The sequence below is a fragment of the Streptococcus sp. HPH0090 genome (assembly GCF_000411475.1).
Classification (GTDB): Bacteria; Bacillota; Bacilli; order Lactobacillales; family Streptococcaceae; genus Streptococcus.
This window is the reverse complement of the sequence record NZ_KE150464.1, coordinates 1,147,795-1,172,500: the sequence shown is the minus strand read 5'-3', so window position 1 is coordinate 1,172,500 and position 24,706 is coordinate 1,147,795. Positions and strand designations below refer to the sequence as shown.

The window sequence follows — 24,706 nt, the reverse complement described above, 5'->3', positions numbered from 1 at the left end:
CAACGGTCCATTTACCACTTTTAGTTTTACGAATAGTCATTCATTATGCTTCTTTCTGAAGTTCAATTCCTAGTAGTTCTTCAGCGACACTGGCTGGAATTGTACCAATCCGTTTGTTATCGTAGATATTAAAGCCACGATTCACTAATAGTAATTTGCCAGTATGGATTATCTTTCTTGCAGTTCCTGGAGCAAATCCAAGTTCGATAAGGTCATCTTTTGTTACAGTTTTAATCATGTGATCTCCTTTTCTAATTAGATTAAGTAAGGGGAGGATTAACTCCCCTTGTCTGATACTTATTTTTGTTTTACATCTACTAAATGGATAGCATCCGCCTTGTAATACATTGTCGAACTAATCATAGTAGCTTGTAAATTGTCAAATGTAACTGGTACTTCATCCATTGCTTGGATATAGTCATTATCAACTAAAGCTTCTGGATTGTCTACAGAGACTTGGGTTGATTTCTTTTTGAATTGTCCATCCTTGATTGTTACATTGTATTTCCAACCAATGATTTTATCGGTATTAAAACGTCTTTCGCTACCATCTCGGTTTTTGATAATTTCTCCGTTTGCATCTGCTCGGACTTCCGTTTCAAATTTTGGAATAACTTCATCCAATTCAAATTTTGTTCCAATGTTATTAAAATTCCAGTCATTTTGTGAAAGCATTTTTGCCATAATTAATTTCTCCTTTTGATATTTTCTTTGATTGTAGGGATCAAATCCTCTCTTTTAAAGAGTATTGCCCTTTCTATTAATCCACTTGCTAAATCTGGTGGATATTCCATATTGTTGAGTGCGAGATAGTTAGATTTCTCATACTCATGCAGTAAATTATTGTCGTATAGAAATTTATACGCTTTCAGAATAGCTCCTGAACCTTTATAGGTAAACCATTCTAATTTTTGTTCCAGTTCTGTTTTTGGTTTTGAAATAATGATAGAGACAGGTTTTGAGTGACCTAAAAACTTTTCCCAAGATCTCAAAGGTTTTGAGAAATGACTATCACTATAGAATCTCACTTTTTCTTTGAGATATCCCTTGGTAAAGTTGAGAAGATCTATTTCTGAATGCAACCATTCTTGAATGAAGTAGTGAGCTTTTTCTTTCCTAAGTTCTAACTCAGTTCTTATCCAATTTTCTATATACCGCTTGCTGATACCGAGCTTCTCAGCTCGTTCTAAGCGTTTATCGTAAATTCTAAGTCTTTCATCATCATTGGGTTTTCTCAAATATAAGGTTTGGCCGATTGTTTCATCTCCGTAGGTATTGTAGTAAGTGCTTTTTCCATATATAAAGCGTTTCTTCTGACAAATCTTTAGAAGCTGATTAGGAGTGAAATAGGGTGTTTCATTAAAATCATCTATTGCAATATCAATTCGTCTTACTGAAAACTGATTGTAATTGTAGTAGAGGTTGTTCAGCAACTGTCTTTCGGACAGACTATTTGGATCTAATACCATATCTCTAAAGAACTCGAGTGCCTGTCCTGACATGACAAGCATGTAGGACGACTCTTTCGCTCCATAGTAGATACGGATATTCCCATAATGAAGCTGGCTATCATAGTTATAGTATTTAAGGCTCCCTTTATTCTCAATAAATAGGTCATAGTCAAGAAATAGAATGTCTTCGATTATTTCTCTTGGCGAAAATTCAGTCTTATCAAACTGAATTTGAATCCAGTCAAATACAGAACGTAAATGTTCATTTTTTGCCATAGATTTTGATTCAACTTTTTGCTTAATTTTGCCACCCTTAAAATCTCCGAAACCCTTGGAAATACTGAATTCTTTCGATGGTACACCTAACTTGCAGAGGGTGGTGTTACTACACACCCTATCGGTCAAAAATGGTCCGTCCGCATCTACGCTCATTTTCGGCTTTCTGCCTCATGGCTCAGCCGAAAACTCGCTATTAGCCGAACCTATTTTTTGACCTCTTGTTAACAAACCCTAGTAAGCCGGTTTGCATCGACTCTTCAATATCTTGGATTTTCTTTTTTAGGTTGGAATTCTCAATTTTTATCAGTCGCATTTCTCGCTTAAATTCCTGTTTTAAGGCGCTCAGTTCATCGTAGAGCTCATCTATTACTTGGTTTAGGGATTCATGTTCATTGTCTGCTAGACTCCCAAATACGGCTTGTATAGCCTCTTTTAGACCTATTTCAAGTTTTAGTTTAGCTAACTTTTGAAATTGTCTAAGGTCTTCGTCTGTAAAATCATAGGCAACTGTATAACTTAATTGATGAGTTCTGGGATTTCTACTGATAGGAACTTTAATTTTCTTAAATTCCTTGCCACTTATCTCTTTAATCAGTTGAATCCAATTTTTAAGAGTAGAGGTAGAGTTTAGGCCAGAAATTTGATTGACTAACTCTTTATTGGTCATCTTTTTGTGAAACCTCCGAAATTTTCTTGTGCAACTGAAGAGTTTTCTGTGGTATAATTGTTACATAATATGTTTTGATCTTGGAACGAACGGCACATTTGTTTCAAGATTTTTTTATTTTGTCGAATCTTACCTCCTTTATTAAAATTTTTTAAATCGACTACTAATTACATACGCTTTTACCTCCTTTTATGCTATAATATTCTCAATGGAATATTCAATCTCAAAATAAATATTCCTTATGGAATAATTCTATTTTATACCGTTTAGAATATTTTGTCAAGCTAAAATATACGAATAAGAATATCTATAGGAGAATTATGTATACAGAGGATTATAAATTTTCAGAGAGGTTAAAAACTCTCAGAAAATCAAAAAAGTTAACTCAAGTACAAATATCGGAATTAATTGGAGTTCAACAAGGGACATATTCTCGGTGGGAGAATGGAACGTTAGAACCAGGATTAGAATTCGTTGTGAAATTAGCAAATATCTTTGGGACTACTACAGATTATTTGCTGGGACAAAAACCTTATTCAATTATCAGTAGTTTACCTCTAGAACAATTAGATCTTACCAATATTGCAAACTTTTCAAAGGATGAGTTTGATATTTTGAAACATTCAATAGCAGTTTCGGTGGCAAGAAATAAAATAAAGGCAACAGAACTAAAAGATAGAGTTATAGAAAAAAATCAGTTGTCAGAAAAAGATGCAGAACTTTTGAATAAGATTTTTGAAGAAGTTAAAACTTATTGGGAAAATTAGGAGGACGCTAGTCTTCAAAATTCCCTCCCAAAATGTGTCCAAAATATTGACAGAATTCTAGCTTTTCATTATAGTTCTTATGGAACTTTTTTTCTACAACAAAATAGGCTCCATAATATCCATAGGGGATTTACCCACTACAAATAGTATAGAGCCGGTTTTATTAATGTCCTGCATTTCCTAATAAGTTAACCATGACAACACCAATGATAATCAAAATTAAACCGATAATGCTATAAACATTTAGTGTTTCTTTGAAAATCATTACTGCGATAGAGGCTGTCAAAACTAAACCGACAGCTGACCATGTTGCATAAGCTATTCCTAAAGGAATTTTTTGCATTGCTAGTGAGAGGAAATAGAAACAAACGCCATAGCTAAGTAGGGCAGAAACGGTTGGAATAGGCTTTGTAAAACCGTCTGATAATTTCAAAAGGTTAGTTCCCAATATCTCTCCTACAATGGCGATAAAAAGATAAAAGTATGACATGTCTTTAACCTCCTATATGTCATGTTTTTGCTCTAAGAGCTATTATAGCTATCCGTTTTTTATAAATCTTGGCACAAGTCATGAGAATTTGTAGTAAAACTGTGGCAGACACTTTTTCAGAACCAATAGCTGATAAGTTTAGTATATCATAAGATAAATTTTAAAAAAAGTCTTGATTTATTTCAATGTCTTGCGTGGTCTCGATTTTACTGGTAAAATTACTTTTAAGAACTTTAAAAAAGAGGTTTCTATATTTGACAAAACAATGACTTGTTGTCCCGAATGTGGGCATCCTTTGGAGAAAAAATTTTTAAAAGATGAGGGAGATATTCCTTATTGTTCACAATGTGCGAGTTTTCGTTTTCCAGTCTTTAATACAGCAATTAGTGCGATTTTATTTAATGAAAAACATGATAAGATTCTCTTGATTAAGCAATATGACATGGCTGAGCATATTTTGCTAGCTGGTTATGTGTCTAATGATATTCACAACCAATTTCTACAATCATTAAAGGCAATTAATTTAGCCTCTCTTATTACGGATATGGGTAATAAAATTGCACAAAACTAGTCCAAAACTCTTTTTAATAAGGAGTATACTTTCTAGCATTTTATAGTTACTAAAAAGTATCTAAACTTTGGAAGTGATACTAAGTTTTAAAAAATATTATGGAAAAAAAGCTTATAAAATCAATATTTCTGAGATTTAAAACTAATAATATTAGACTCAAAATCCAGTGTCCGCAAGGACGTGCCGGTTCGACCCCGGCCGCCGGTATAGTAATAACGACAAGGTTTTCGAGCCTTGTCTTTTTATTTTTCTTTCAATTTTTTTCTCAGAGTTACTTAAAATTACTATTTATTTTTAATAATTGTTTTTATCTAGCAAACATTTTTTACTTTATTTTTATTAAATCTTAATTTATTTCTTGTAATTTTTAACCATAACAGGTCTATACCATTTACAAATTGGCAAGAAAGGTTTATAATGTAATTGACATAACAAATATTAGATTAATCAATTACGGAGGTTATCATTATGCCTAAATATATTAAAGCTGATCAATTTTTCTATCCTCATGGAGTTCGTCGTGGTGGTTTTTTAGAACTTATTGATGGAAAATTTGGTAAGCATGTGGATCAAGTACCTGAGGGTTCTGAAATTATCGACTATAGTGGTTATAGTATTGCACCTGGTCTTGTTGATACACATATTCATGGATTTGGTGGAGTTGATGTTATGGACAATAATATCGAAGGTACTCTTCATACAATGAGTGAAGGTCTCTTAAGTACAGGGGTTACTAGCTTTTTGCCAACAACTTTAACTTCATCATACGAACAATTACTTGCTGTTACTGAAAATATTGGTGCCCGCTACAAAGAAGCAACTGGGGCTAAAATTCGTGGTATTTATTTTGAAGGACCGTACTTTACTGAAAAATATAAGGGAGCTCAAAACCCTGCTTATATGAAAGATCCTAGAATGGACGAATTTCGTGCTTGGCAGAAGGCTGCTAATGGTCTTCTTAATAAAATTGCCCTTGCACCTGAACGTGAAGGTGTTGAGGACTTTGTACGTACGGTTACTGGTGAAGGAGTAACTGTTGCTTTAGGTCACTCAAATGCAACTTTTGATCAGGCTAAGAAGGCTGTTGACGCTGGTGCAAGTGTTTGGGTTCATGCTTATAATGGTATGCGTGGCTTAACTCACCGTGAGCTTGGTATGGTTGGTGCTATGTATGAATTGCCACATACTTATGCTGAATTGATTTGCGATGGGCATCACGTTGATCCAAAGGCTTGTGACATCCTACTTAAACAAAAAGGTACTGAAAATATTGCTCTTATCACTGACTGTATGACAGCGGGTGGTTTGCAAGATGGGGACTATATGCTAGGAGAATTCCCAGTTGTGGTTGCAAATGGTACTGCACGTCTCAAATCTACTGGGAACTTGGCAGGTTCTATTCTCAAACTTAAAGACGGTTTGAAAAATGTTGTTGAATGGGGCATTGCAAATCCACATGAAGCAGTTATGATGGCCAGTCTCAACCCAGCAAAATCAGTTCATATTGATGATGTTTGCGGACAAATCCGTGAAGGCTACGATGCTGACTTTATTGTTCTTGATAAGGATTTGGAATTGGTAGCAACTTACCTTGATGGTGAAAAACGTTATCAAGCATAATCTCTAAAGTAGAAACTAGTTTAGTTTCTACTTTTTTTAATTTAGTTTGTTAATTTCTTCACATATTACTTGATTTTCTTTATGAAAAGGCTTACAATTATGATATAAACAATACAAATAAAAAAACGGAGGTAAGCTTTATGAAAGCCTATACTTATGTTAAACCAGGACTTGCTTCATTTGTTGATGTTGATAAACCAGTTATTCTCAAGCCAACTGACGCTATTGTGCGTATTGTAAAAACTACTATTTGTGGAACAGATCTTCATATTATCAAAGGAGATGTCCCTGCATGTAAGAGTGGAACTATCCTTGGCCATGAAGGAATCGGGATTGTAGAGGAAGTTGGAGCAGGCGTTTCAAACTTCAAAAAAGGCGATAAGGTTTTGATTTCTTGTGTTTGTGCCTGTGGCAAATGCTACTACTGTAAAAAAGGAATCTATGCACACTGTGAAGATGAAGGCGGTTGGATTTTTGGACATTTGATCGACGGTATGCAAGCAGAATATCTTCGTGTTCCTCATGCTGATAATACTCTCTATCACACTCCAGCTGATTTGTCTGATGAAGCCTTGGTTATGTTATCTGATATCCTACCAACTGGTTATGAAATTGGTGTCTTAAAAGGGAAAGTAGAGCCTGGTTGTAGTGTGGCTATCGTTGGTTCAGGTCCAGTTGGCTTAGCAGCTCTATTGACTGCTCAATTCTATTCACCTGCTAAATTGATCATGGTAGACCTAGACGATAACCGTTTGGATACTGCAGTTTCTTTCGGTGCTACTCATAAGATTAATTCTTCAGACCCTGAAAAAGCAATTCAAGAAATTTATGATTTAACAGATGGTAGAGGTGTCGATGTTGCTATAGAAGCTGTTGGTATTCCTGAAACGTTTGATCTTTGCCAAAAGATTATCGGTGTAGATGGAACAGTAGCCAACTGTGGTGTGCATGGTAAGCCAGTTCAGTTTGATTTGGATACTCTATGGATTCGTAACATTAACGTAACTACCGGTTTGGTTTCTACCAACACAACTCCTCAGCTTTTGAAAGCTTTAGAAAGCCATAAAATTGAACCAGAAAAATTGGTAACTCATTACTTCAAACTAAGTGAAATTGAAAAGGCCTATGAAGTATTTGGTAAGGCTGCAGATCATCATGCGATTAAGGTTATCATTGAAAACGATATTTCAGAAGGTTAGTCGAATTTTGAATCCAGTTATTCTTTCTAGAATAGCTGGATTTTTTGAAAATATTAGATAATTCGTGAAAGCAAGCAAATTTCTTTCATTGTTCTTAAAATTTCGCTATAATATACGATACAAAGGAAATGAAACTATGTATCGAGTTATAGAAATGTACGGGGATTTTGAACCTTGGTGGTTCATAGAAGGATGGGAAGAAGACGTCATTAGTAGTAAGAAATTTGAAAATTACTATGATGCCTTGAAGTATTATAAATCTTGCTGGTTTGAACTGGAAAAGAAAATTCCACTATATAAAAGTCGAGGAGACTTAATGACCATATTTTGGAATCCGGAGGATAAGCGTTGGTGTGAGGAATGTGATGAATTTCTGCAGCAATATCATTCCTTGGCTTTACTGGAAGATGGTCAAGTTATACCAGATGAAAAATTCAGACCGGGTTATGAAAAACAAACTGGTTTAGAAATCCACTGGACGTGTCGCATCAAAAATGATGGAACAACTTTTTAATAAAGTTGTTCTTTTTTTGTATTTTCTTCGAATAATTAACTGAGGAGGGAATATGGTACAAACACTTGCACAAGAATTGATTAGTCTCGCAAAAAAGGATGGAGCTCAGGATATCTATTTTATTCCCAAGGACAAGGGTTATGAGTTGCATATGCGAATAGGTGATGAAAGGCGGTTGATTAATAGCTATGACTTTGAAAAGTTGGGCGCAGTTATTAGTCATTTTAAATTCATTGCGGGGATGAACGTTGGAGAAAAGCGTCGTAGTCAGCTTGGGTCCTGTGATTATCAGCATGATGGCAAGGTTTCTTCACTACGCTTATCGACGGTAGGAGATTATCGTGGTCATGAAAGTTTAGTTATTCGCCTTTTGCATGATGAAGAACAAGAGTTGCGCTTCTGGTTTCAAGACCTTAAGGAACTAGAAAAGGGATTTAGGCAACGCGGCCTTTATCTATTTGCAGGACCTGTAGGAAGTGGTAAAACTACCTTAATGCATGAATTAGCTAAGTCATTGTTTAAGGGACAACAAGTCATGTCTATTGAGGACCCAGTCGAGATTAAGCAAGAAGAGATGCTGCAATTACAACTCAATGAAGCTATTGGACTGAGTTATGAAAACTTGATAAAACTTTCTTTGCGACACCGCCCGGATCTTTTAATTATTGGAGAAATTCGGGATAGTGAAACAGCCCGTGCTGTTGTAAGAGCGAGCTTAACGGGAGCTACAGTGTTTTCGACCATACATGCAAAGAGTATTCGTGGGGTCTATGAGCGTCTTTTAGAACTTGGTGTCAGTGAAGATGAACTCGCAGTTGTTTTACAAGGTGTTTGCTACCAGAGACTAATCGGGGGAGGAGGAATTATTGATTTTGCAAACCAAAATTATTCAGAACACCAGGCAGAAAAGTGGAATGAGCAAATTGATCAGCTTCTTAAAGACGGACATATCACTGCCCTTCAAGCTGAAACGGAGAAAATTAGCTACCAGTAAGCAGAAGAAAATTATCACTCTCTTTAACAATTTGTTTTCGAGTGGTTTTCACTTGGTAGAAATCATTTCCTTTCTTGATAGAAGTCTTTTGTTGGAGAAGGAATATGTTTCGCAGATGCGCCTAGGACTCTCGAAAGGAAAATCTTTCTCGGAAATGATGGGGAATTTAGGTTTTTCGAGTGCGATTGTCACTCAACTTTCATTGGCTGAAGTTCATGGAAATCTCCATTTGAGTTTAGGAAAAATTGAAGAATATTTGGATAATCTTGCAAAAGTCAAGAAGAAGTTAATTGAAGTTGCGACCTACCCACTTATTCTGCTATGTTTCTTACTGCTCATTATGTTGGGGTTGCGAAATTATCTCTTGCCCCAACTGGATAGTAGTAACATAGCTACCTTAGTGATTAGTAACCTGCCACAGATTTTTCTCGGACTTACTGTGGCATTAAGTCTTGCATCTTTAACAGGACTGATATTCTACAGAAAATCTAGAAAGATACAAGTCTGTTCTTATCTGGCTAGAATCCCCTTTTTAGGTGTGTTTGTTCAGTATTATCTAACTGCCTATTATGCTCGGGAATGGGGAAATATGATAGGACAAGGTTTAGAGTTGGCACAGATTTTCCAGATGATGCAGGAGCAAGGGAATCCTCTTTTTAAGGAAATTGGATACGATTTAGATCAATCTTTGCAAAATGGGCATGAATTTTCTAAGGTTGTTCAGACCTATTCCTTCTTTAGAAAGGAGTTGGGATTAATCATTGAATATGGAGAAGTTAAATCCAAGTTGGGAAGTGAATTGGAAATCTATGCGGAAAAAACCTGGGAATCCTTCTTTACCCGAGTCAATCGGGCCATGAACCTTGTTCAACCACTGGTCTTTATTTTTGTAGCCCTGCTAATCGTTTTATTGTATGCAGCTATGTTGCTGCCAATGTATCAAAATATGGAGGTAAATTTTTAGATGAAAAAAATGATGATGAAATTAAAGGAAACTACGGTAAAAGGGTTCACTCTTGTAGAAATGTTAGTGGTCCTTCTTATCATTAGCGTCTTACTCTTACTGTTTGTGCCAAATCTTACTAAGCAAAAGGATGCAGTGAATGACAAGGGTAAAGCAGCCGTCGTCAAGGTGGTAGAAAGTCAGGCAGAACTCTATAGTCTGGATAAAAATGAAGATGCCAGTCTAAGCAAATTACAGGCAGATGGACGTATCACTGCTGAGCAAGCAAAAGCCTATAAAGAGTATCATGCAAAACAAAATAAGAGTCAGTCAGTTGCAGATTAGGGCCTTTACCATGCTAGAAAGTTTATTGGTCTTAGGAATAGTCAGCCTGTTAGCCTTGGGTTTGTTAAGTTCAGTTCAATCAACTTTTGCAGCTGTGGAAGAGCAAATTTTCTTTATGGAGTTTGAGGAACTTTATCGAGAAACCCAGAAGCGAAGTCTGGCTAGTCAGCAAAAGATGAACTTAATGCTAGAAGAGACAAGTATTGGGAATGGCTACCAGAAATTAGCTATCCCTAAAGGCATTCAATTGGAGTCTAATCAGTCAATTACCTTTGATAAGGCTGGAGGGAATTCGTCTCTAGCTAGCGTGAGATTTCAAACAAGGAAAGAAGTGGTTCGCTACCAACTATATCTAGGAAATGGAAAGATTAAACGTATTCAAGAAGCAAAAAATTAAGGCGGTTATTCTACTGGAGGCAGTGATTTCACTCGCAATTTTTGCTAGTATTGCAACCCTCTTGCTGGGACAGATTCAAGAAAGTAGAAAAAGAGAAGTAGAACTTCTAAAACAGGAAGAAGTTTTGCGAGTGGCTCGTATGGCGTTGCAGACTGGACAAAAGCAGTTGACTGTCAATGGCCTTACAGTTCATGTTGTCTCGAATGAGCAAGGTTTGGAGGTATACCATGGAACGGAGAAATTACTGGCGATTCAAGACAAGTAGGGTCAGAGCTTTTACACTTTTAGAATCCTTGGTTGCACTTATCGTTATTAGTGGTAGCTTGCTTCTTTTTCAAGCTATGAGCCGACTCTTGGTTTCAGAAGTTCGCTATCAGCAGAGAAGTGAGCAAAAAGAATGGCTTTTATTTGTGGATCAGCTAGAAGCAGAGCTGAATCGAGCCCAATTTGAAAAAGTGGAGAATGATAGGCTTTACCTCAAACAGGAAGGCAAACCCATTTCCATGGGTAAATCAAAGTCAAATGATTTCCGGAAAACAGATGCTAGTGGACGTGGTTATCAACCCATGGTCTACGGCCTAAAATCAGCTCGAATTCAAGAAAAAGGGCAGGAGCTGCACTTTCACTTTCAGTTTGAAAAGGGACTAGAGAGGGAATTTATCTATCGTGTTGAAAAAGAAAAAAGTTAGAGCAGGAGTTCTCCTATACGCTATCACTATTGCTGGAATTTTTAGTCTTTTGTTGCAGTTTTATCTAAATCGGCAAGTAGCACATCATCAGGATTATGCCTTAAATAAAGAAAAACTTCTTGCATTTGCTATGGCTAAGAGAACCTATGAAAAAGCCTCTTCTGAAAATGGAGAGCAGTCATTTAATGTAGGGACGTCAACTTATCGAAATGACGAGAAATTCTTCACAACGATTATTGACACAGGAAAAAATAAGTTTGAATTTCACTTTTCTCCTTTAAAAAAGACCGGTCAAAAGTCTGAGAAAACAGAAAACAAGTCCAAAGAAGGAAATGAGGAGAAAACAGAAGAAGGGGTCAAATAAGAGACTGCTAGCTCTTCCAAATTAGCACCTTCAAAGAAGGGCACAGAGTAGTTTGGACGAGGTTTTTACCTGAAATCATGCTATAATAGATACATATGGAGGACCAAAAATGGCAAGTGTAAAATTGTATCTAGTGCGTCATGGGAAAACAATGTTTAATACGATTGGGCGTGCTCAAGGCTGGAGTGATACTCCTTTAACAGCTGAAGGTGAGCGAGGCATTCACGAACTGGGAATTGGTTTTCGTGAGTCAGGCTTAAAGTTTGAGCGTGCTTACTCGAGTGACTCAGGACGTACCATCCAGACTATGGGAATTATCCTTGAGGAACTAGGTTTAACAGGGCAAATTCCTTATCGTATGGATAAGCGAATCCGTGAATGGTGCTTTGGTAGTTTTGATGGTGCTTATGATGGGGACCTTTTTATGGGCATCATTCCTCGTATCTTTAATGTCGACCATGTGCATCGTTTGTCCTATGCGGAACTAGCTGAAGGCTTGGTCGAAGTGGATACTGCAGGCTGGGCTGAAGGATGGGAAAAACTAAGTGGTCGTATCTGGGAAGGTTTTGAAGCCATTGCCAAGGAAATGGAAGCTAATGGGGGAGGAAATGCCCTGGTTGTCAGTCATGGAATGACAATTGGAACTATTGTTTACCTCATTAACGGCATGCATCCACATGGTCTTGATAACGGAAGTGTGACGATTCTTGAGTACGAAGATGGTCAGTTTTCAGTAAAAATTGTTGGGGACTGTAGCTACCGTGAAATTGGACGAGTTAAGCTAGACGAGCAAGATAGTTCAGAACAATAAAATTCAGCACTAAATTTAGAAGAATTTTTAAAGGATTGATAGAATGCTAATGTCGTGCTTGCACAAGCTTCTGAGAGCTGAGTGCTTTGACAATAGCATTCTTTTTTGTTAGAATAGTATCAACATGAAAGCATAAGAAGGGACTGACAGAACTGTCGTCCCCTTTTGTCTATCTTATAAGGGGGAAATATGCTGTTTCAGAAAATAAAAGCCTATAAATGGCAGGCCCTGACTTCCTTGGTCATGACAGGTCTAATGGTAACGAGTTCACTCCTGCAACCACGTTATTTGCAGGAAGTTTTAGAGGCCTTGCTAACAGGTGATAATGAGGCTATTTATAGTATCGGTTTTTGGTTAATCCTTGTTGCCTTGATTGGTCTAGTCGCAGGTGGAATTAATGTTGTATTAGCAGCTTACATTGCTCAAGGAGTTTCGTCAGACTTACGAGAAGATGCCTTTCGTAAGATTCAAACTTTTTCATACGCTAATATTGAGAAGTTTAATGCAGGGAACCTTGTTGTGCGTATGACCAACGATATCAACCAAATCCAGAACGTAGTCATGATGACCTTTCAAATTCTCTCTCGACTACCGCTTTTGTTTATCGGTTCCTTTATTCTAGCAGTCGCGACCTTACCTTCTCTGTGGTGGGTACTAGTTCTCATGGTCGTTCTGATTGTTGCTATGACGGGTCTTATGATGGGGATGATGGGACCACGCTTTGCAAAATTCCAGACCTTACTAGAGCGTATCAATGCTATTGCAAAAGAAAATTTACGTGGTGTGCGCGTGGTCAAATCTTTTGTTCGAGAAAAAGATCAGTTTGCTAAATTTACGCAGGTATCCGATGAATTGCTGGGAGAAAACCTCTATATCGGCTACGCTTTTTCTATTGTTCAACCTGTAATGATGTTGATTTCTTACGGTGCTGTCTTTCTTTCAATCTGGCTTGTAGCAGGTATGGCAGAGTCAGATCCTTCAGTGGTTGGTTCCATTGCTTCCTTCGTGAACTATCTGAGTCAGATTATCTTTACTATCGTTATGGTTGGATTTTTGGGGAACTCAGTTACTCGTGCCATGATTTCCCTTCGTCGTATTCGTGAAATCCTTGATACAGAACCAGCTATGACTTTCAATGATGTGGAAGATGAAGAATTGGAAGGAAGCCTCAGTTTTGAAAATGTGACCTTCACCTATCCAAATGATGAAGAACCTATCCTAAAAGATGTATCTTTCGATATCGCAGTTGGTGAGATGGTTGGGGTTGTCGGAGCAACCGGTGCAGGGAAATCAACCTTGGCTCAGTTGATTCCACGATTATTTGATCCTCAGCAAGGTTCGATCAAGATTGGAGGAAAGGACATTCGGACAGTTAGCGAAGGTACGCTACGTAAGACAGTTTCTATTGTTTTGCAAAGAGCTATTCTCTTTAGTGGAACCATCGCAGATAATCTCAGACAAGGTAAGGGAGATGCGACGGTTTCAGAAATGGAACGCGCAGCTCGTATCGCCCAGGCTAGTGAATTTATCAGTCGCATGGACTTGGCCTTTGAAAGTCCGGTTGAGGAACGTGGGACTAACTTTTCTGGTGGACAAAAACAAAGAATGTCGATTGCGCGTGGGATTGTCAGCAATCCAAAGATATTGATTTTCGATGATTCAACCTCTGCCCTTGATGCCAAATCAGAACGTTTGGTCCAAGAAGCCCTCAACAAGGATTTGAAGGGGACGACTACGATTATCATCGCGCAAAAGATTAGCTCTGTTGTGCATGCGGATAAAATTTTAGTGCTTGACCAAGGTCGCTTGATTGGTCAAGGTAAGCATACTGACTTGGTCGCAACGAATCCAGTTTATCGTGAAATTTACGAGACGCAAAAAGGAAAGGAGGAGTAGGATGAAGACATTTCGATTCTTTTGGAACTATTTTAAAGTTTATAAGATATCCTTTGTCGTTGTTATTGCTATGATTATCATTGCAACGATAGCACAAGCCCTCTTTCCAGTATTTGCAGGTCAAACAGTCACAGAACTGGCTAATTTAGTTATAGCTTATCAAAATGGAAATCCTGATATGGTTTGGCAAAGTCTTTTGGGGCTCCTTGTCAATCTTGCTTATATTTTGATTGTTTTAGTAGTGTCTAGTCTCATCTACATGGTCTTGATGAGTCGCATTATTGCCGAATCGACAAATGAAATGCGTAAGGGGCTTTTTGGCAAGCTTTCTCGCTTGACCGTTTCCTTCTTTGACCGCCATCAAGATGGGGATATCCTGTCTCGTTTTACCAGTGACTTGGACAACATCCTCCAGGCTTTCAACGAAAGTCTAGTGTCTGTTATGACCAACATTGCTCTTTATATTGGCTTGCTGATTGTCATGTTTGCAAAAAATATCACCTTGGCTTTGATTACGATTGCCAGCACTCCAGTTGCTATCATTATGTTGATTGTCATTTTGAAATTGGCAAGAAAATATACCAACCTCCAACAAAAGGAAGTTGGGAAACTCAATGCTTATATGGATGAGAGTATCTCTGGACAAAAAGCAGTTATCGTTCAAGGTATCCAAGAAGATGTGATTGCTGGTTTTGTTGAGCAAAATGAACGGGTTCGAAAAGCCACTTTCAAGGGAAGAATGTTCTCAGGAATTCTTTTCCCTGTTATGAACGGAATGAGTTTGGTCAATACAGCAGTCGTTATTTTTGTAGGTTCAGCTGTATTACTGAATGATAAGAACATCGAGACAGCGACAGCTCTGGGTTTGATTGTCATGTTTACCCAGTTTTCGCAACAGTATTACCAGCCCATTATCCAATTAGCGGCGAGCTGGGGAAGTTTGCAACTGGCCTTTACAGGTGCAGACCGTATCCAAGAAATGTTTGATGCAGAGGAAGAAATTCGTCCTCAAGATGCTCCAGTCTTTAACGAATTAAAAGAGGGTGTGGAGATTCGTAATGTAGACTTCTCCTACCTTCCAGGCAAACCAATTCTGAAAGATGTTAGCATTTCAGCACCAAAAGGAAAAATGATTGCGGTTGTTGGTCCGACAGGTTCAGGGAAAACAACCATCATGAACCTCATCAATCGTTTTTATGATGTGGATGCTGGTAGTATCAGCTTTGATGGAACAGATATCCGTGAGTTTGATTTAGATAGTTTGCGAAGTAAGGTAGGAATTGTCTTACAGGATTCTGTTTTGTTTAGTGGAACCATTCGGGACAATATTCGTTTTGGTGTCCTAGATGCCAGTCAGGAAATGGTAGAAGCAGCTGCTAAAGCTACACATATCCATGAATATATCGAAAGTCTACCAGATAAGTACGATACTCTGATTAATGATGATCAGAGCGTATTCTCAACCGGTCAGAAGCAGTTGATTTCTATCGCCCGTACCTTGATGACAGATCCGCAGGTCTTAATCTTGGATGAGGCAACCTCAAACGTTGATACTGTAACAGAAAGCAAGATTCAAAATGCTATGGAAGCTATCGTGGCAGGAAGAACTAGTTTTGTAATTGCTCACCGCTTGAAAACCATTCTCAATGCCGATCAGATCATTGTCCTTAAGGATGGTGAGGTTATCGAGCAAGGAAACCATCACGAATTACTCAAGCTTGGAGGTTTTTACTCCGAACTGTATCACAATCAATTTGTTTTTGAATAAACAAAAAGTTGTCCTAATTTTGGGCAACTTTTTCTGATAAAAAAAATTTATCACGGACTTAAAAAAAACATATTAGACAGGTGTAGGGAAGGATGATAAGATAAGATTATCAATCGAAAACGAAAGGAAATCAGTAATGGCAAGAACAGTTGTTGGAGTTGCGGCAAATCTATGTCCCGTGGACGCAGAAGGAAAAAATATTCATTCATCTGTCTCTTGTAAATTCGCTGAGAGTATTCGTCAGGTTGGCGGACTTCCTTTGGTGATTCCAGTTGGTGATGAGTCAGTTGTCCACGACTACGTAGAAATGATTGATAAGCTTATCTTGACTGGAGGACAAAATGTTCATCCACAGTTTTATGGTGAGGAAAAAACGATTGATAGCGATGATTATAACCTAGCTCGTGATGAGTTTGAGCTCGCTCTTCTACAAGAAGCATTGCGTCAGAATAAGCCAATCTTAGCCATCTGCCGTGGCGTTCAGCTTGTCAATGTTGCCTTTGGTGGCACACTCAATCAGGAAATTGAAGGTCACTGGCAAGGTTTACCTTTTGGGACTTCACATTCCATTGAGACAGTTGATGGCAGTGTTGTGTCAAAATTGTTTGGTAAGGAAAGTCAAGTTAACTCAGTTCATCGTCAAAGTATTAAAGACTTGGCACCCAATTTCCGTGTAACGGCAGTAGATCCTCGCGACCAAACGATTGAAGCAATCGAATCTATCGACGAACACCGCATTATCGGTTTGCAGTGGCATCCAGAATTTTTGGTTAATGAAGAAGATGGAAATTTAGAATTATTTGAGTATTTATTGAATGAATTGTAACGACTAGAAACCTAGTCGTTTTTTTGTCTTGTTTCGTTCAAATTTTAATATTGTAACATTTTTTACGCAAACGTTTGAATTATGATAAAATTTGGAAAAATTCAGTATAAAAACTTGAAAAAATCCAAGGTAAGCGTTATGATAGAGAAGAACAAAATTTGGAGGAATAACATGTCTCATATTAAATTTGACTACTCAAAAGTTTTGGGTAAATTTGTTGCCCCACATGAAGTGGAATACATGCAACCACAAGTAACTGCAGCTGATGAATTGATCCGTAAAGGAACAGGTGCTGGTAGCGACTTCCTAGGTTGGTTGGACCTTCCTGAAAATTATGACCGTGAAGAATTTGACCGCATCTTGAAAGCTGCTGAACAAATCAAATCAGACAGCGATGTTTTGGTCGTTATCGGTATTGGTGGGTCATACCTTGGAGCGAAAGCTGCCATTGACTTCTTGAACCATCACTTTGCAAACTTGCAAACAAAAGAAGAGCGCAAAGCGCCACAAATCCTTTATGCTGGAAACTCAATCTCATCAACTTACCTTGCTGACTTGGTAGAGTATGTTTCAGATAAAGACTTCTCAGTCAACGTGATTTCTAAATCAGGTACAACAACTGAACCAGCGATTGCTTTCCGTGTCTTCAAAGAACTCTTGGTGAAGAAGTACGGACAAGAAGAAGCTAACAAACGGATCTACGCAACAACTGACCGCCAAAAAGGTGCTGTTAAGGTTGAAGCAGATGCGAACGGTTGGGAAACATTTGTAGTTCCAGACGATATCGGTGGACGCTTCTCAGTATTGACTGCAGTTGGATTGCTTCCAATCGCTGCATCAGGTGCAGACATCAAAGCCCTTATGGAAGGTGCGAACGCAGCTCGTAAAGACTACACTTCAGACAAACTTTCAGAAAACGAAGCTTACCAATACGCAGCTGTTCGTAACATCCTTTACCGTAAAGGCTATGCTACTGAAATCTTGGTAAACTACGAGCCATCCCTTCAATACTTCTCAGAATGGTGGAAACAATTGGCTGGTGAGTCAGAAGGGAAAGACCAAAAAGGTATTTACCCAACTTCAGCTAACTTCTCAACAGACTTGCACTCATTGGGTCAATTTATCCAAGAAGGAACTCGTATCATGTTTGAAACAGTTGTCCGCGTTGACAAACCACGTAAGAACGTGATCATCCCTACTTTGGAAGAAGATCTTGACGGACTTGGTTACCTTCAAGGAAAAGACGTTGACTTCGTTAACAAAAAAGCAACTGACGGTGTTCTTCTTGCCCACACTGACGGTGACGTGCCAAACATGTACGTGACTCTTCCTGAGCAAGACGCCTTCACTCTTGGTTACACTATCTACTTCTTCGAATTGGCTATCGCCCTTTCAGGTTACTTGAATGCGATCAACCCATTTGACCAACCAGGTGTTGAAGCATACAAGAAAAATATGTTTGCCCTTCTTGGTAAACCAGGATTTGAAGAATTGAGTAAAGAACTCAACGCTCGTCTATAATAGATTCATAAAGAGTGGTTTTTCCACTCTTTTTACTATTTCTCGAAAAGAGAAATTGGACTATAACAAGACTTGTGATATAATATAGAGAGCAAAAAGGCAGATGCCTAGAGACTTTACAGGAGAAACTATGTCAAAAGATATTCGTGTGCGTTATGCACCAAGTCCAACCGGACTACTACACATCGGAAATGCTCGTACAGCATTGTTTAACTACTTGTATGCACGCCACCATGGAGGAACTTTTATCATCCGTATCGAAGATACTGACCGCAAACGTCATGTCGAAGACGGAGAACGTTCCCAGCTTGAAAACCTTCGTTGGTTGGGCATGGATTGGGATGAAAGTCCAGAAACTCATGAAAACTACCGCCAGTCTGAGCGTTTGGAACTCTACCAAAAATACATCGACCAACTCTTGGCCGAAGGAAAAGCCTACAAATCTTACGTCACTGAAGAAGAGTTGGCAGCTGAACGTGAACGCCAAGAAGCGGCGGGTGAAACACCTCGCTACATCAACGAATACCTCGGCATGAGCGAAGAAGAAAAAGCTGCTTATATCGCAGAACGTGAAGCAGCAGGTGTCATTCCAACGGTTCGCTTGGCAGTCAATGAGTCTGGTATTTACAAATGGCATGATATGGTCAAAGGTGATATCGAGTTTGAAGGTGGCAATATCGGTGGGGACTGGGTTATCCAAAAGAAAGATGGCTACCCAACTTACAACTTTGCCGTTGTAATTGATGACCACGATATGCAAATCTCTCACGTCATCCGTGGAGATGACCATATTGCTAATACACCAAAACAGCTCATGGTCTATGAAGCTCTTGGTTGGGAAGCACCAGAATTTGGTCACATGACCTTGATCATCAACTCTGAAACTGGTAAGAAGTTGTCTAAACGTGACACTAATACCCTTCAATTTATCGAAGATTACCGGAAGAAAGGTTACCTTCCAGAAGCAGTCTTTAACTTTATCGCTCTTCTTGGTTGGAACCCTGGTGGGGAAGACGAAATCTTCTCTCGCGAAGAACTGATCAAACTCTTTGATGAAAACCGCCTCAGCAAGTCTCCAGCAGCTTTCGACCAAAAGAAAATGGACTGGATGAGCAATGAGTATATCAAGAATGCAGACCTTGCGACCATCTTTGAAATGGCAAAACCATTCCTCGAAGAAGCAGGACGTTTGACAGACAAGGCTGAGAAATTGGTTGAACTCTACAAACCACAAATGAAATCAGTGGATGAAATCGTTCCATTGACGGACCTCTTCTTCTCAGACTTCCCAGAATTGACAGAAGCAGAGAAAGAAGTCATGGCTGGTGAAACCGTTCCAACGGTACTTGAAGCCTTCAAAGCAAAACTTGAAGCCATGTCAGACGAAGAGTTTGTGGCAGAAAACATCTTCCCACAAATCAAAGCAGTTCAAAAGGAAACTGGTATCAAAGGGAAAAACCTCTTCATGCCAATCCGTATCGCTGTTTCAGGTGAAATGCATGGTCCTGAATTGCCAGATACTATCTACTTGCTTGGACGTGAAAAATCTATCCAACACATTGAAAAAATGTTGGCTGAAATTACAAAATAGTAGATAAAAAGAACTCAAATATTGAGTTCTTTTTATATGCATACTTGTTTGAAAATGCAAAAATTTTAGTGTATAATATTAATTGACAGGGCAAGGGAAATAAGTTAGTAAGGTGGTATTTTTACAACTAGACTCGGCTTAGTCTTAGACATTATCCCTAATGTTGGTGAGTCTACTTATTTTTTCTTTGCGTTTTGCTGGATGTAAGGAGAGATTCCTCATCTATGCAGTTACCATCCGCTACAAAGACTTTGTTTTCGATCATGAGAGTTACTCTAGAAAGATTTTGGTCCAGTTTGGTTCAGCTTTTTAGAGAAGTATATCTACTCTTTCTTCTCCAAATACAGAAAGAAATCGACCTTGCTCTGTTACCTTGCGTTAAGCAAGGTTTTTTTGAGGAAAAGCGCTAGGAAATTTACGATTTCGTTTTGGAGTGGTATAATATTAACTATCCTGATGAATAGAGGAACTCAAATGAAAGAATTTAATAAATCAATAAAATTAGAACATGTGGCTTATGATATTCGTGGTCCAGTTTTGGAAGAAGCCATGCGTATGCGTGCAAATGGAGAAAAAATTCTCCGTTTGAATACAGGAAATCCAGCTGAGTTTGGTTTTACGGCACCAGATGAGGTCATTCATGACCTAATTATGAATGCGCGTGATAGCGAAGGTTATTCAGATTCTAAAGGAATCTTTTCAGCTCGTAAAGCGATTATGCAATATTGCCAACTAAAAAATTTCCCTAATGTAGGTATCGATGATATCTACCTTGGAAATGGGGTTAGTGAGCTGATTGTCATGTCTATGCAGGGGCTTTTGGACAACGGCGATGAAGTCTTAGTTCCTATGCCTGACTATCCTCTTTGGACGGCAGCAGTCAGTCTAGCCGGAGGAAATGCCGTGCACTACATCTGCGATGAAGAAGCTGAATGGTACCCAGACCTAGATGATATCAAGTCTAAGATTAGTTCCAATACCAAGGCTATTGTGTTGATCAATCCAAATAATCCAACTGGGGCTCTTTATCCCAAAGAACTCTTGTTAGATATCATTGAGATTGCTCGTCAAAATGACTTGATTATCTTTGCGGATGAAATCTATGACCGTATGGTTATGGATGGCAATGTCCACACACCCGTGGCAAGTTTGGCTCCAGACCTTTTCTGCGTCAGCATGAATGGTCTGTCTAAATCTCACCGTATCGCTGGTTTCCGTGTTGGTTGGATGGTCTTGTCTGGACCTAAACATCATGTAAAGGGCTACATTGAAGGTCTCAACATGCTTTCAAACATGCGACTTTGTTCGAATGTGCTTGCTCAACAGGTTGTTCAAACTTCACTAGGTGGTCACCAGTCAGTGGATGAGTTGCTTCTTCCTGGTGGACGAATTTACGAGCAAAGAAATTTCATTTACAATGCCATTCAAGATATTCCAGGTTTGTCTGCGGTTAAACCTAAGGCTGGACTCTATATCTTCCCTAAAATCGACCGCAATATGTACCGTATTGATGACGATGAACAATTTGTCCTTAATTTCTTGAAACAAGAAAAAGTGCTTTTGGTACATGGACGTGGTTTTAACTGGAAAGAACCAGATCACTTCCGTATCGTTTATCTACCACGTGTCGATGAGTTGGCCCAAATACAGGAAAAGATGACTCGCTTCTTGAAGCAGTATCGTAGATAAGAACGATCTAGGTTTCGAGTACAATCAGCAAATTTTATCTCAGAGAAATCAAATGTTTTGATGGTTTTAACATTGTTTCTCTGAGTTTTTTCATGTTTTAAAAAAAATGTAATGATTATCTGCAATATCCTAAGAATTTTGAATTTGTTGATTTAGATAATGAAGTATCTGCGATTGAACTTCTTTAATGTTGTGCATATAAATAAAAATGAAGCAAGAGTGTAGAATTGAATGGGATAGGAAGACGAATAAAATGTTAACTATGAAAGAGATTCTTGAGGAATTTGAGGAAAGTTCTAATGATATTAAATTCCTTAAATGTAACAAAAAAATAACGGATAGTATAGAAAGACCACAAGAACTAAAGTTTATCTTAGAACATTTTTCTTATGTAACTGTTAATGGTTATTTAAAAATCTTGGGGAATGATTCAGAGAATGGCTTCAGCTACTGTAATGAATTGTTTTCAAAATGTTATAATTCTAATCATTGTTTGATAGCTTATGATATCTTGGGAGGTCTATTTGCAATAAATATTGAAAAATTAAATTCAATAGAATATTTCGCTCCTGATACATTAGAATGGGAGGATTTGGAGATAGATTATAAGGAATTTCTATATTGGGTTACTACAAATCAGTTAGACACATTTTATCAAGAACTTATAGTACCAGATTTGTTAACATTAGATTTATCGCTTGAAAAAAATGAAGTTGTTTTGACCTATCCTTTTATTTGGTCAATGGAATACACTCCATCAGGTGCAGTTAGAAAAATAGTTCCCTTTAAAGAATTGTTAGAAATGAATGCTGATTTTTATAGACAGTTAAGGATGTGATAAATAAAGGGTACAATGCACTAAAAAGATATTTGAAATTAGTACATACAGACTTCCCCCAGCAAAAAAGCTGGAAACATTTGTCAGAGCTATTGACAAATACGTAAGAATCAGATAGAATAGTAAAGTATGTTTAGTAACTGATCACTTTATAGCCGGCTAAACGAATACAAAATCTATGAGGAGGTATTCATCGTGAAACGTACTTATCAACCAAGTAAACTTCGTCGTGCGCGCAAACACGGATTCCGTAACCGTATGTCAACTAAAAACGGTCGTCGCGTATTGGCAGCTCGTCGTCGTAAAGGACGCAAAGTTTTGGCTGCATAATCCAAACGAATTAAACAAAGAAGTCAGTAGGAACTCGAGCCTACTGACTTTTCTGTTATCTAAAAGTGAATGTTCTAAGGTGATTGATTTAGTCTGAAAACTTTAGAAGATTTATTGGAAAGCTGATATATAGAAAAAAGCTCAAAACCAGAGGTTAAGTTTTCTGGTTTTGAGCTTTTCTTTATTCTTTCAAATGATAAGAGTAGCTAGCAACGACGACATCTTCGTGCCATCTGAGAGCATATTTTAATTTGAGACTCATTTGATTGTGGAGGATATTTTGCCAAGGTTTGTTAGGGATGAATTGGGGTACTAGAACTGTAACTGTGTAGTTCTTTTTCTTGGCTTCTTGAGAGATTTTTCGAACATAGCGAACTGTTGGTGTGATGATATCGCGATAGCTAGTATTAATGTTTTTTAGAGTGATATTTGGGAAATAGTCGGCGAATTCTTGGAGGATTTCTTGGTCTTTTTCCTCCGTTTCCTTGGTGGAAATGTGCATGGCCAAAACCTCATCTCCTATGCTTTGAGCGTAATTAATCGCTCCGACGCTGACTCGAGTGACATTTCCTACTAAGACAAGGACGACATTGCCATCGTAGACTTTCTTTTGAATTCCTTCATAAAGTCGAAGTTGTTTAGCCACCTTTTGGTAATGACTGTGGATGGCTAAAAAGAGGAAAGTTAAGACTAGGATAATTGGGAAGAAGGGCCAGATATCTCCAAGTCTGAAGAAGAGTAAGATAAGAACGATAGCATAACAAATGATGGCACCGAGGATATTTGCAAAGGCAGATTTTAAGAAATGAGAGCCTTTTTCTTTTTTCCAGTGGCGAATCATCCCTGTTTGAGAAAGAGCAAAAGGTACGAAAACTCCAATAGTATAAAGAGGGATCAAGCGTTCCGTATTTCCGTTAAAAATGAGCAGAAGAATCATAGCGCCAAAGGCCAAGGTTAGGATACCGTTTGAGTAGCCTAGACGATCTCCTTTTTCCATAAAAAGATGGGGCATGTACTTGTTTTTAGCCATATTGTAAGCCAACATTGGAAAGGCAGAAAAACCAGTATTTGCAGCTACGGCAAGGATGAGGGCTGTTGAAAATTGGAATAGATAATAAACAACTTGACCGAGAGCTGAATCCCCTAAAATTCCTTTAGCCATCTGTGAAAGGATTGTTTCTCCGTGTTGAGGAGTAATCCCCATCCAGTAGTTTAGGAAGGTAATTCCTGCAAAGAGAAATCCAAGGATCAGAGACATGATGGTCAGTGTTTGAGCTGCGTTTTTCTCTTTGGGAGTTTTGAAAAATGGAACAGCGTTTGAGATAGCTTCAACTCCAGTAAGTGAAGCCGAACCGCTGGTAAAGGCTCTTAAAATGAGAACAATTGAGAGACTTGGAACTGTTTGACCAATAGAGGAAGTTGCATGATAGCTTAGAGAACCTGTCAATAGCTGGGAGAGACCAAACAATAAGAGGAAGACCGTGCTAAAGATAAAGAGGTAGACAGGGATCATCAGAGAACTAGCAGATTCCCTCAAGCCTCGCAGATTCAAAAGCATGAGCAAACAGACCAGAAAAATGGAGATGTGGAGGTTGTAAGGATGGAGTGCGGGAAGTGCAGCAGTGATTGCATCCGCACCTGCAGCCACGGATACGGCTACTGTTAGCATATAGTCAACAAGCAAGCTTCCCCCAGCAATCAAACCGAGCTCAGGTGATAGGTTTTCTCGAGTAACCATATAGGCACCCCCACCTTGAGGGTAGGCGTGAATGATTTGTCGGTAAGAAATGGTTAGACTAGCAAGTAGCAAGAGGACAAAAATGCCGATAGGGAGACTCCACCAAATAGCAAGCGGAGATAGGCTAGCCAAGACAAGGACAACCTGCTCAGGCCCATAGGCGATAGATGAAAGGGCATCGCTTGAGAGCATTGCAAGTGCTTGTGTTTTTCCAAGAAGTCCTCCTTCACCCTCAGTTAAAGATTTTAGAGGACGACCGATAAAGGTATATTTAAGTTTTGTAAACATTTTCTTTCCTTTTTTGAAATTTTCAACAAGAGCTATTATACTGCTATGAAAAAATACCGTCAAGGGAAAATCATTGATTTCAAAATATTTTTTTCCTATAAGGATGCGACTAGTTTTTTG

28 protein-coding genes (1 of these 28 cut by a window edge) are annotated in these 24,706 nt (G+C 38.4%); 21 read left to right on the top strand and 7 right to left on the bottom strand.

The annotated features are described in order from the left end of the window. The 5 genes in view from HMPREF1481_RS07665 to HMPREF1481_RS07645 are tightly spaced (at most 59 nt apart) and all read right to left on the bottom strand, a layout consistent with a single transcriptional unit that may run on beyond the window. Window positions 1-40 carry the start of a tyrosine-type recombinase/integrase gene (locus HMPREF1481_RS07665; protein ID WP_016466898.1) on the bottom strand. It extends 1,094 nt beyond the left edge of the window, so only the first 40 of its 1,134 coding nucleotides appear in the window; it begins with the start codon at window positions 38-40; its stop codon lies beyond the left edge, outside the window. Window positions 41-43: 3 nt separating this feature from the next. After that, complete coding sequence (locus HMPREF1481_RS07660) at window positions 44-238, bottom strand: DUF3173 domain-containing protein (protein WP_000598356.1); 195 nt, start codon at window positions 236-238, stop codon at window positions 44-46. A 59-nt stretch (window positions 239-297) separates the two neighbouring features. Continuing rightward, the gene (locus HMPREF1481_RS07655) at window positions 298-684 is read right to left on the bottom strand and encodes a hypothetical protein (RefSeq protein ID WP_006595173.1); all 387 of its coding nucleotides are present in this window, start codon (window positions 682-684) and stop codon (window positions 298-300) included. 2 nt (window positions 685-686) lie between these two features. After that, window positions 687-1,883, bottom strand: a complete 1,197-nt coding sequence (locus HMPREF1481_RS07650) for a replication initiation factor domain-containing protein (protein WP_016466897.1) — start codon at window positions 1,881-1,883, stop codon at window positions 687-689. Window positions 1,884-1,923: 40 nt separating this feature from the next. After that, the gene (locus HMPREF1481_RS07645; protein WP_000182279.1) at window positions 1,924-2,397 is read right to left on the bottom strand and encodes a hypothetical protein; all 474 of its coding nucleotides are present in this window, start codon (window positions 2,395-2,397) and stop codon (window positions 1,924-1,926) included. A 320-nt stretch (window positions 2,398-2,717) separates the two neighbouring features. Here HMPREF1481_RS07645 and HMPREF1481_RS07640 point away from each other — a divergent pair, with 320 nt between their 5' ends. After that, the gene (locus HMPREF1481_RS07640) at window positions 2,718-3,164 is read left to right on the top strand and encodes a helix-turn-helix transcriptional regulator (RefSeq protein ID WP_000287814.1); all 447 of its coding nucleotides are present in this window, start codon (window positions 2,718-2,720) and stop codon (window positions 3,162-3,164) included. Window positions 3,165-3,327: 163 nt separating this feature from the next. Here HMPREF1481_RS07640 and HMPREF1481_RS07635 read toward each other — a convergent pair whose 3' ends face one another. Then, entirely contained in the window at window positions 3,328-3,654 is a 327-nt protein-coding gene (locus HMPREF1481_RS07635) for a DMT family transporter (RefSeq protein WP_009732038.1), read from the bottom strand. A 172-nt stretch (window positions 3,655-3,826) separates the two neighbouring features. Here HMPREF1481_RS07635 and HMPREF1481_RS07630 point away from each other — a divergent pair, with 172 nt between their 5' ends. From HMPREF1481_RS07630 to rpmH, 20 genes are all read left to right on the top strand, one after another. After that, window positions 3,827-4,225 (top strand): hypothetical protein, encoded by a 399-nt coding sequence (locus tag HMPREF1481_RS07630; protein WP_009732039.1) that lies wholly within the window; start codon window positions 3,827-3,829, stop codon window positions 4,223-4,225. Window positions 4,226-4,693: 468 nt separating this feature from the next. After that, on the top strand, window positions 4,694-5,845 hold the full coding sequence (gene nagA, locus HMPREF1481_RS07625) for an N-acetylglucosamine-6-phosphate deacetylase (protein ID WP_016466896.1): 1,152 nt from the start codon (window positions 4,694-4,696) through the stop codon (window positions 5,843-5,845). A gap of 140 nt (window positions 5,846-5,985) precedes the next feature. Further along, window positions 5,986-7,044, top strand: coding sequence for a zinc-dependent alcohol dehydrogenase family protein (locus HMPREF1481_RS07620; RefSeq protein ID WP_016466895.1), 1,059 nt, complete (start codon window positions 5,986-5,988; stop codon window positions 7,042-7,044). Window positions 7,045-7,180: 136 nt separating this feature from the next. Next, window positions 7,181-7,558 carry a DUF1033 family protein gene (locus HMPREF1481_RS07615; protein ID WP_016466894.1) on the top strand — a complete coding sequence of 126 codons (378 nt, stop codon included), beginning with the start codon at window positions 7,181-7,183 and terminating at the stop codon, window positions 7,556-7,558. Between the two features lie 52 nt (window positions 7,559-7,610). After that, window positions 7,611-8,552 carry a competence type IV pilus ATPase ComGA gene (gene comGA, locus HMPREF1481_RS07610; RefSeq protein WP_016466893.1) on the top strand — a complete coding sequence of 314 codons (942 nt, stop codon included), beginning with the start codon at window positions 7,611-7,613 and terminating at the stop codon, window positions 8,550-8,552. Then, the gene (gene comGB / locus HMPREF1481_RS07605) at window positions 8,473-9,516 is read left to right on the top strand and encodes a competence type IV pilus assembly protein ComGB (protein WP_083936651.1); all 1,044 of its coding nucleotides are present in this window, start codon (window positions 8,473-8,475) and stop codon (window positions 9,514-9,516) included. The genes comGA and comGB overlap by 80 nt, the downstream gene beginning before the upstream one ends. Then, window positions 9,517-9,840: a competence type IV pilus major pilin ComGC gene (comGC, locus tag HMPREF1481_RS07600; protein ID WP_016466891.1), complete on the top strand. Its 324-nt coding sequence runs from the start codon at window positions 9,517-9,519 to the stop codon at window positions 9,838-9,840. It begins immediately after the preceding gene. Continuing rightward, window positions 9,803-10,237, top strand: coding sequence for a competence type IV pilus minor pilin ComGD (comGD, locus tag HMPREF1481_RS07595; RefSeq protein ID WP_167497304.1), 435 nt, complete (start codon window positions 9,803-9,805; stop codon window positions 10,235-10,237). The genes comGC and comGD overlap by 38 nt, the downstream gene beginning before the upstream one ends. Beyond that, a complete protein-coding gene (comGE, locus tag HMPREF1481_RS07590) occupies window positions 10,200-10,502 on the top strand; it encodes a competence type IV pilus minor pilin ComGE (protein ID WP_016466889.1) in 303 nt (100 codons plus the stop codon). The genes comGD and comGE overlap by 38 nt, the downstream gene beginning before the upstream one ends. Further along, window positions 10,465-10,926, top strand: coding sequence for a competence type IV pilus minor pilin ComGF (comGF, locus tag HMPREF1481_RS07585; RefSeq protein ID WP_016466888.1), 462 nt, complete (start codon window positions 10,465-10,467; stop codon window positions 10,924-10,926). Before comGE ends, comGF begins: the two co-directional genes overlap by 38 nt. After that, window positions 10,904-11,290 (top strand): competence type IV pilus minor pilin ComGG, encoded by a 387-nt coding sequence (gene comGG, locus HMPREF1481_RS07580; RefSeq protein ID WP_016466887.1) that lies wholly within the window; start codon window positions 10,904-10,906, stop codon window positions 11,288-11,290. Before comGF ends, comGG begins: the two co-directional genes overlap by 23 nt. Before the next feature lie 109 nt (window positions 11,291-11,399). Then, the gene (locus tag HMPREF1481_RS07575) at window positions 11,400-12,101 is read left to right on the top strand and encodes a histidine phosphatase family protein (RefSeq protein WP_016466886.1); all 702 of its coding nucleotides are present in this window, start codon (window positions 11,400-11,402) and stop codon (window positions 12,099-12,101) included. A 189-nt stretch (window positions 12,102-12,290) separates the two neighbouring features. After that, window positions 12,291-13,997: an ABC transporter ATP-binding protein gene (locus HMPREF1481_RS07570; RefSeq protein WP_016466885.1), complete on the top strand. Its 1,707-nt coding sequence runs from the start codon at window positions 12,291-12,293 to the stop codon at window positions 13,995-13,997. 1 nt (window position 13,998) lies between these two features. After that, entirely contained in the window at window positions 13,999-15,765 is a 1,767-nt protein-coding gene (locus HMPREF1481_RS07565) for an ABC transporter ATP-binding protein (RefSeq protein WP_016466884.1), read from the top strand. 136 nt (window positions 15,766-15,901) lie between these two features. Next, window positions 15,902-16,591 (top strand): gamma-glutamyl-gamma-aminobutyrate hydrolase family protein, encoded by a 690-nt coding sequence (locus tag HMPREF1481_RS07560; RefSeq protein WP_016466883.1) that lies wholly within the window; start codon window positions 15,902-15,904, stop codon window positions 16,589-16,591. Between the two features lie 171 nt (window positions 16,592-16,762). Then, window positions 16,763-18,112 carry a glucose-6-phosphate isomerase gene (locus tag HMPREF1481_RS07555; RefSeq protein ID WP_016466882.1) on the top strand — a complete coding sequence of 450 codons (1,350 nt, stop codon included), beginning with the start codon at window positions 16,763-16,765 and terminating at the stop codon, window positions 18,110-18,112. Between the two features lie 130 nt (window positions 18,113-18,242). Then, window positions 18,243-19,703 (top strand): glutamate--tRNA ligase, encoded by a 1,461-nt coding sequence (gene gltX / locus HMPREF1481_RS07550; protein ID WP_016466881.1) that lies wholly within the window; start codon window positions 18,243-18,245, stop codon window positions 19,701-19,703. 474 nt (window positions 19,704-20,177) lie between these two features. Further along, window positions 20,178-21,392 (top strand): pyridoxal phosphate-dependent aminotransferase, encoded by a 1,215-nt coding sequence (locus HMPREF1481_RS07545; RefSeq protein WP_016466880.1) that lies wholly within the window; start codon window positions 20,178-20,180, stop codon window positions 21,390-21,392. A gap of 253 nt (window positions 21,393-21,645) precedes the next feature. Continuing rightward, window positions 21,646-22,230 carry a DUF2625 family protein gene (locus HMPREF1481_RS07540; RefSeq protein WP_016466879.1) on the top strand — a complete coding sequence of 195 codons (585 nt, stop codon included), beginning with the start codon at window positions 21,646-21,648 and terminating at the stop codon, window positions 22,228-22,230. A 195-nt stretch (window positions 22,231-22,425) separates the two neighbouring features. Next, complete coding sequence (rpmH, locus tag HMPREF1481_RS07535) at window positions 22,426-22,560, top strand: 50S ribosomal protein L34 (RefSeq protein ID WP_000831905.1); 135 nt, start codon at window positions 22,426-22,428, stop codon at window positions 22,558-22,560. 181 nt (window positions 22,561-22,741) lie between these two features. Here rpmH and HMPREF1481_RS07530 read toward each other — a convergent pair whose 3' ends face one another. Beyond that, entirely contained in the window at window positions 22,742-24,586 is a 1,845-nt protein-coding gene (locus HMPREF1481_RS07530) for an APC family permease (protein WP_016466878.1), read from the bottom strand. Between the last annotated feature and the right edge of the window lie 120 nt (window positions 24,587-24,706).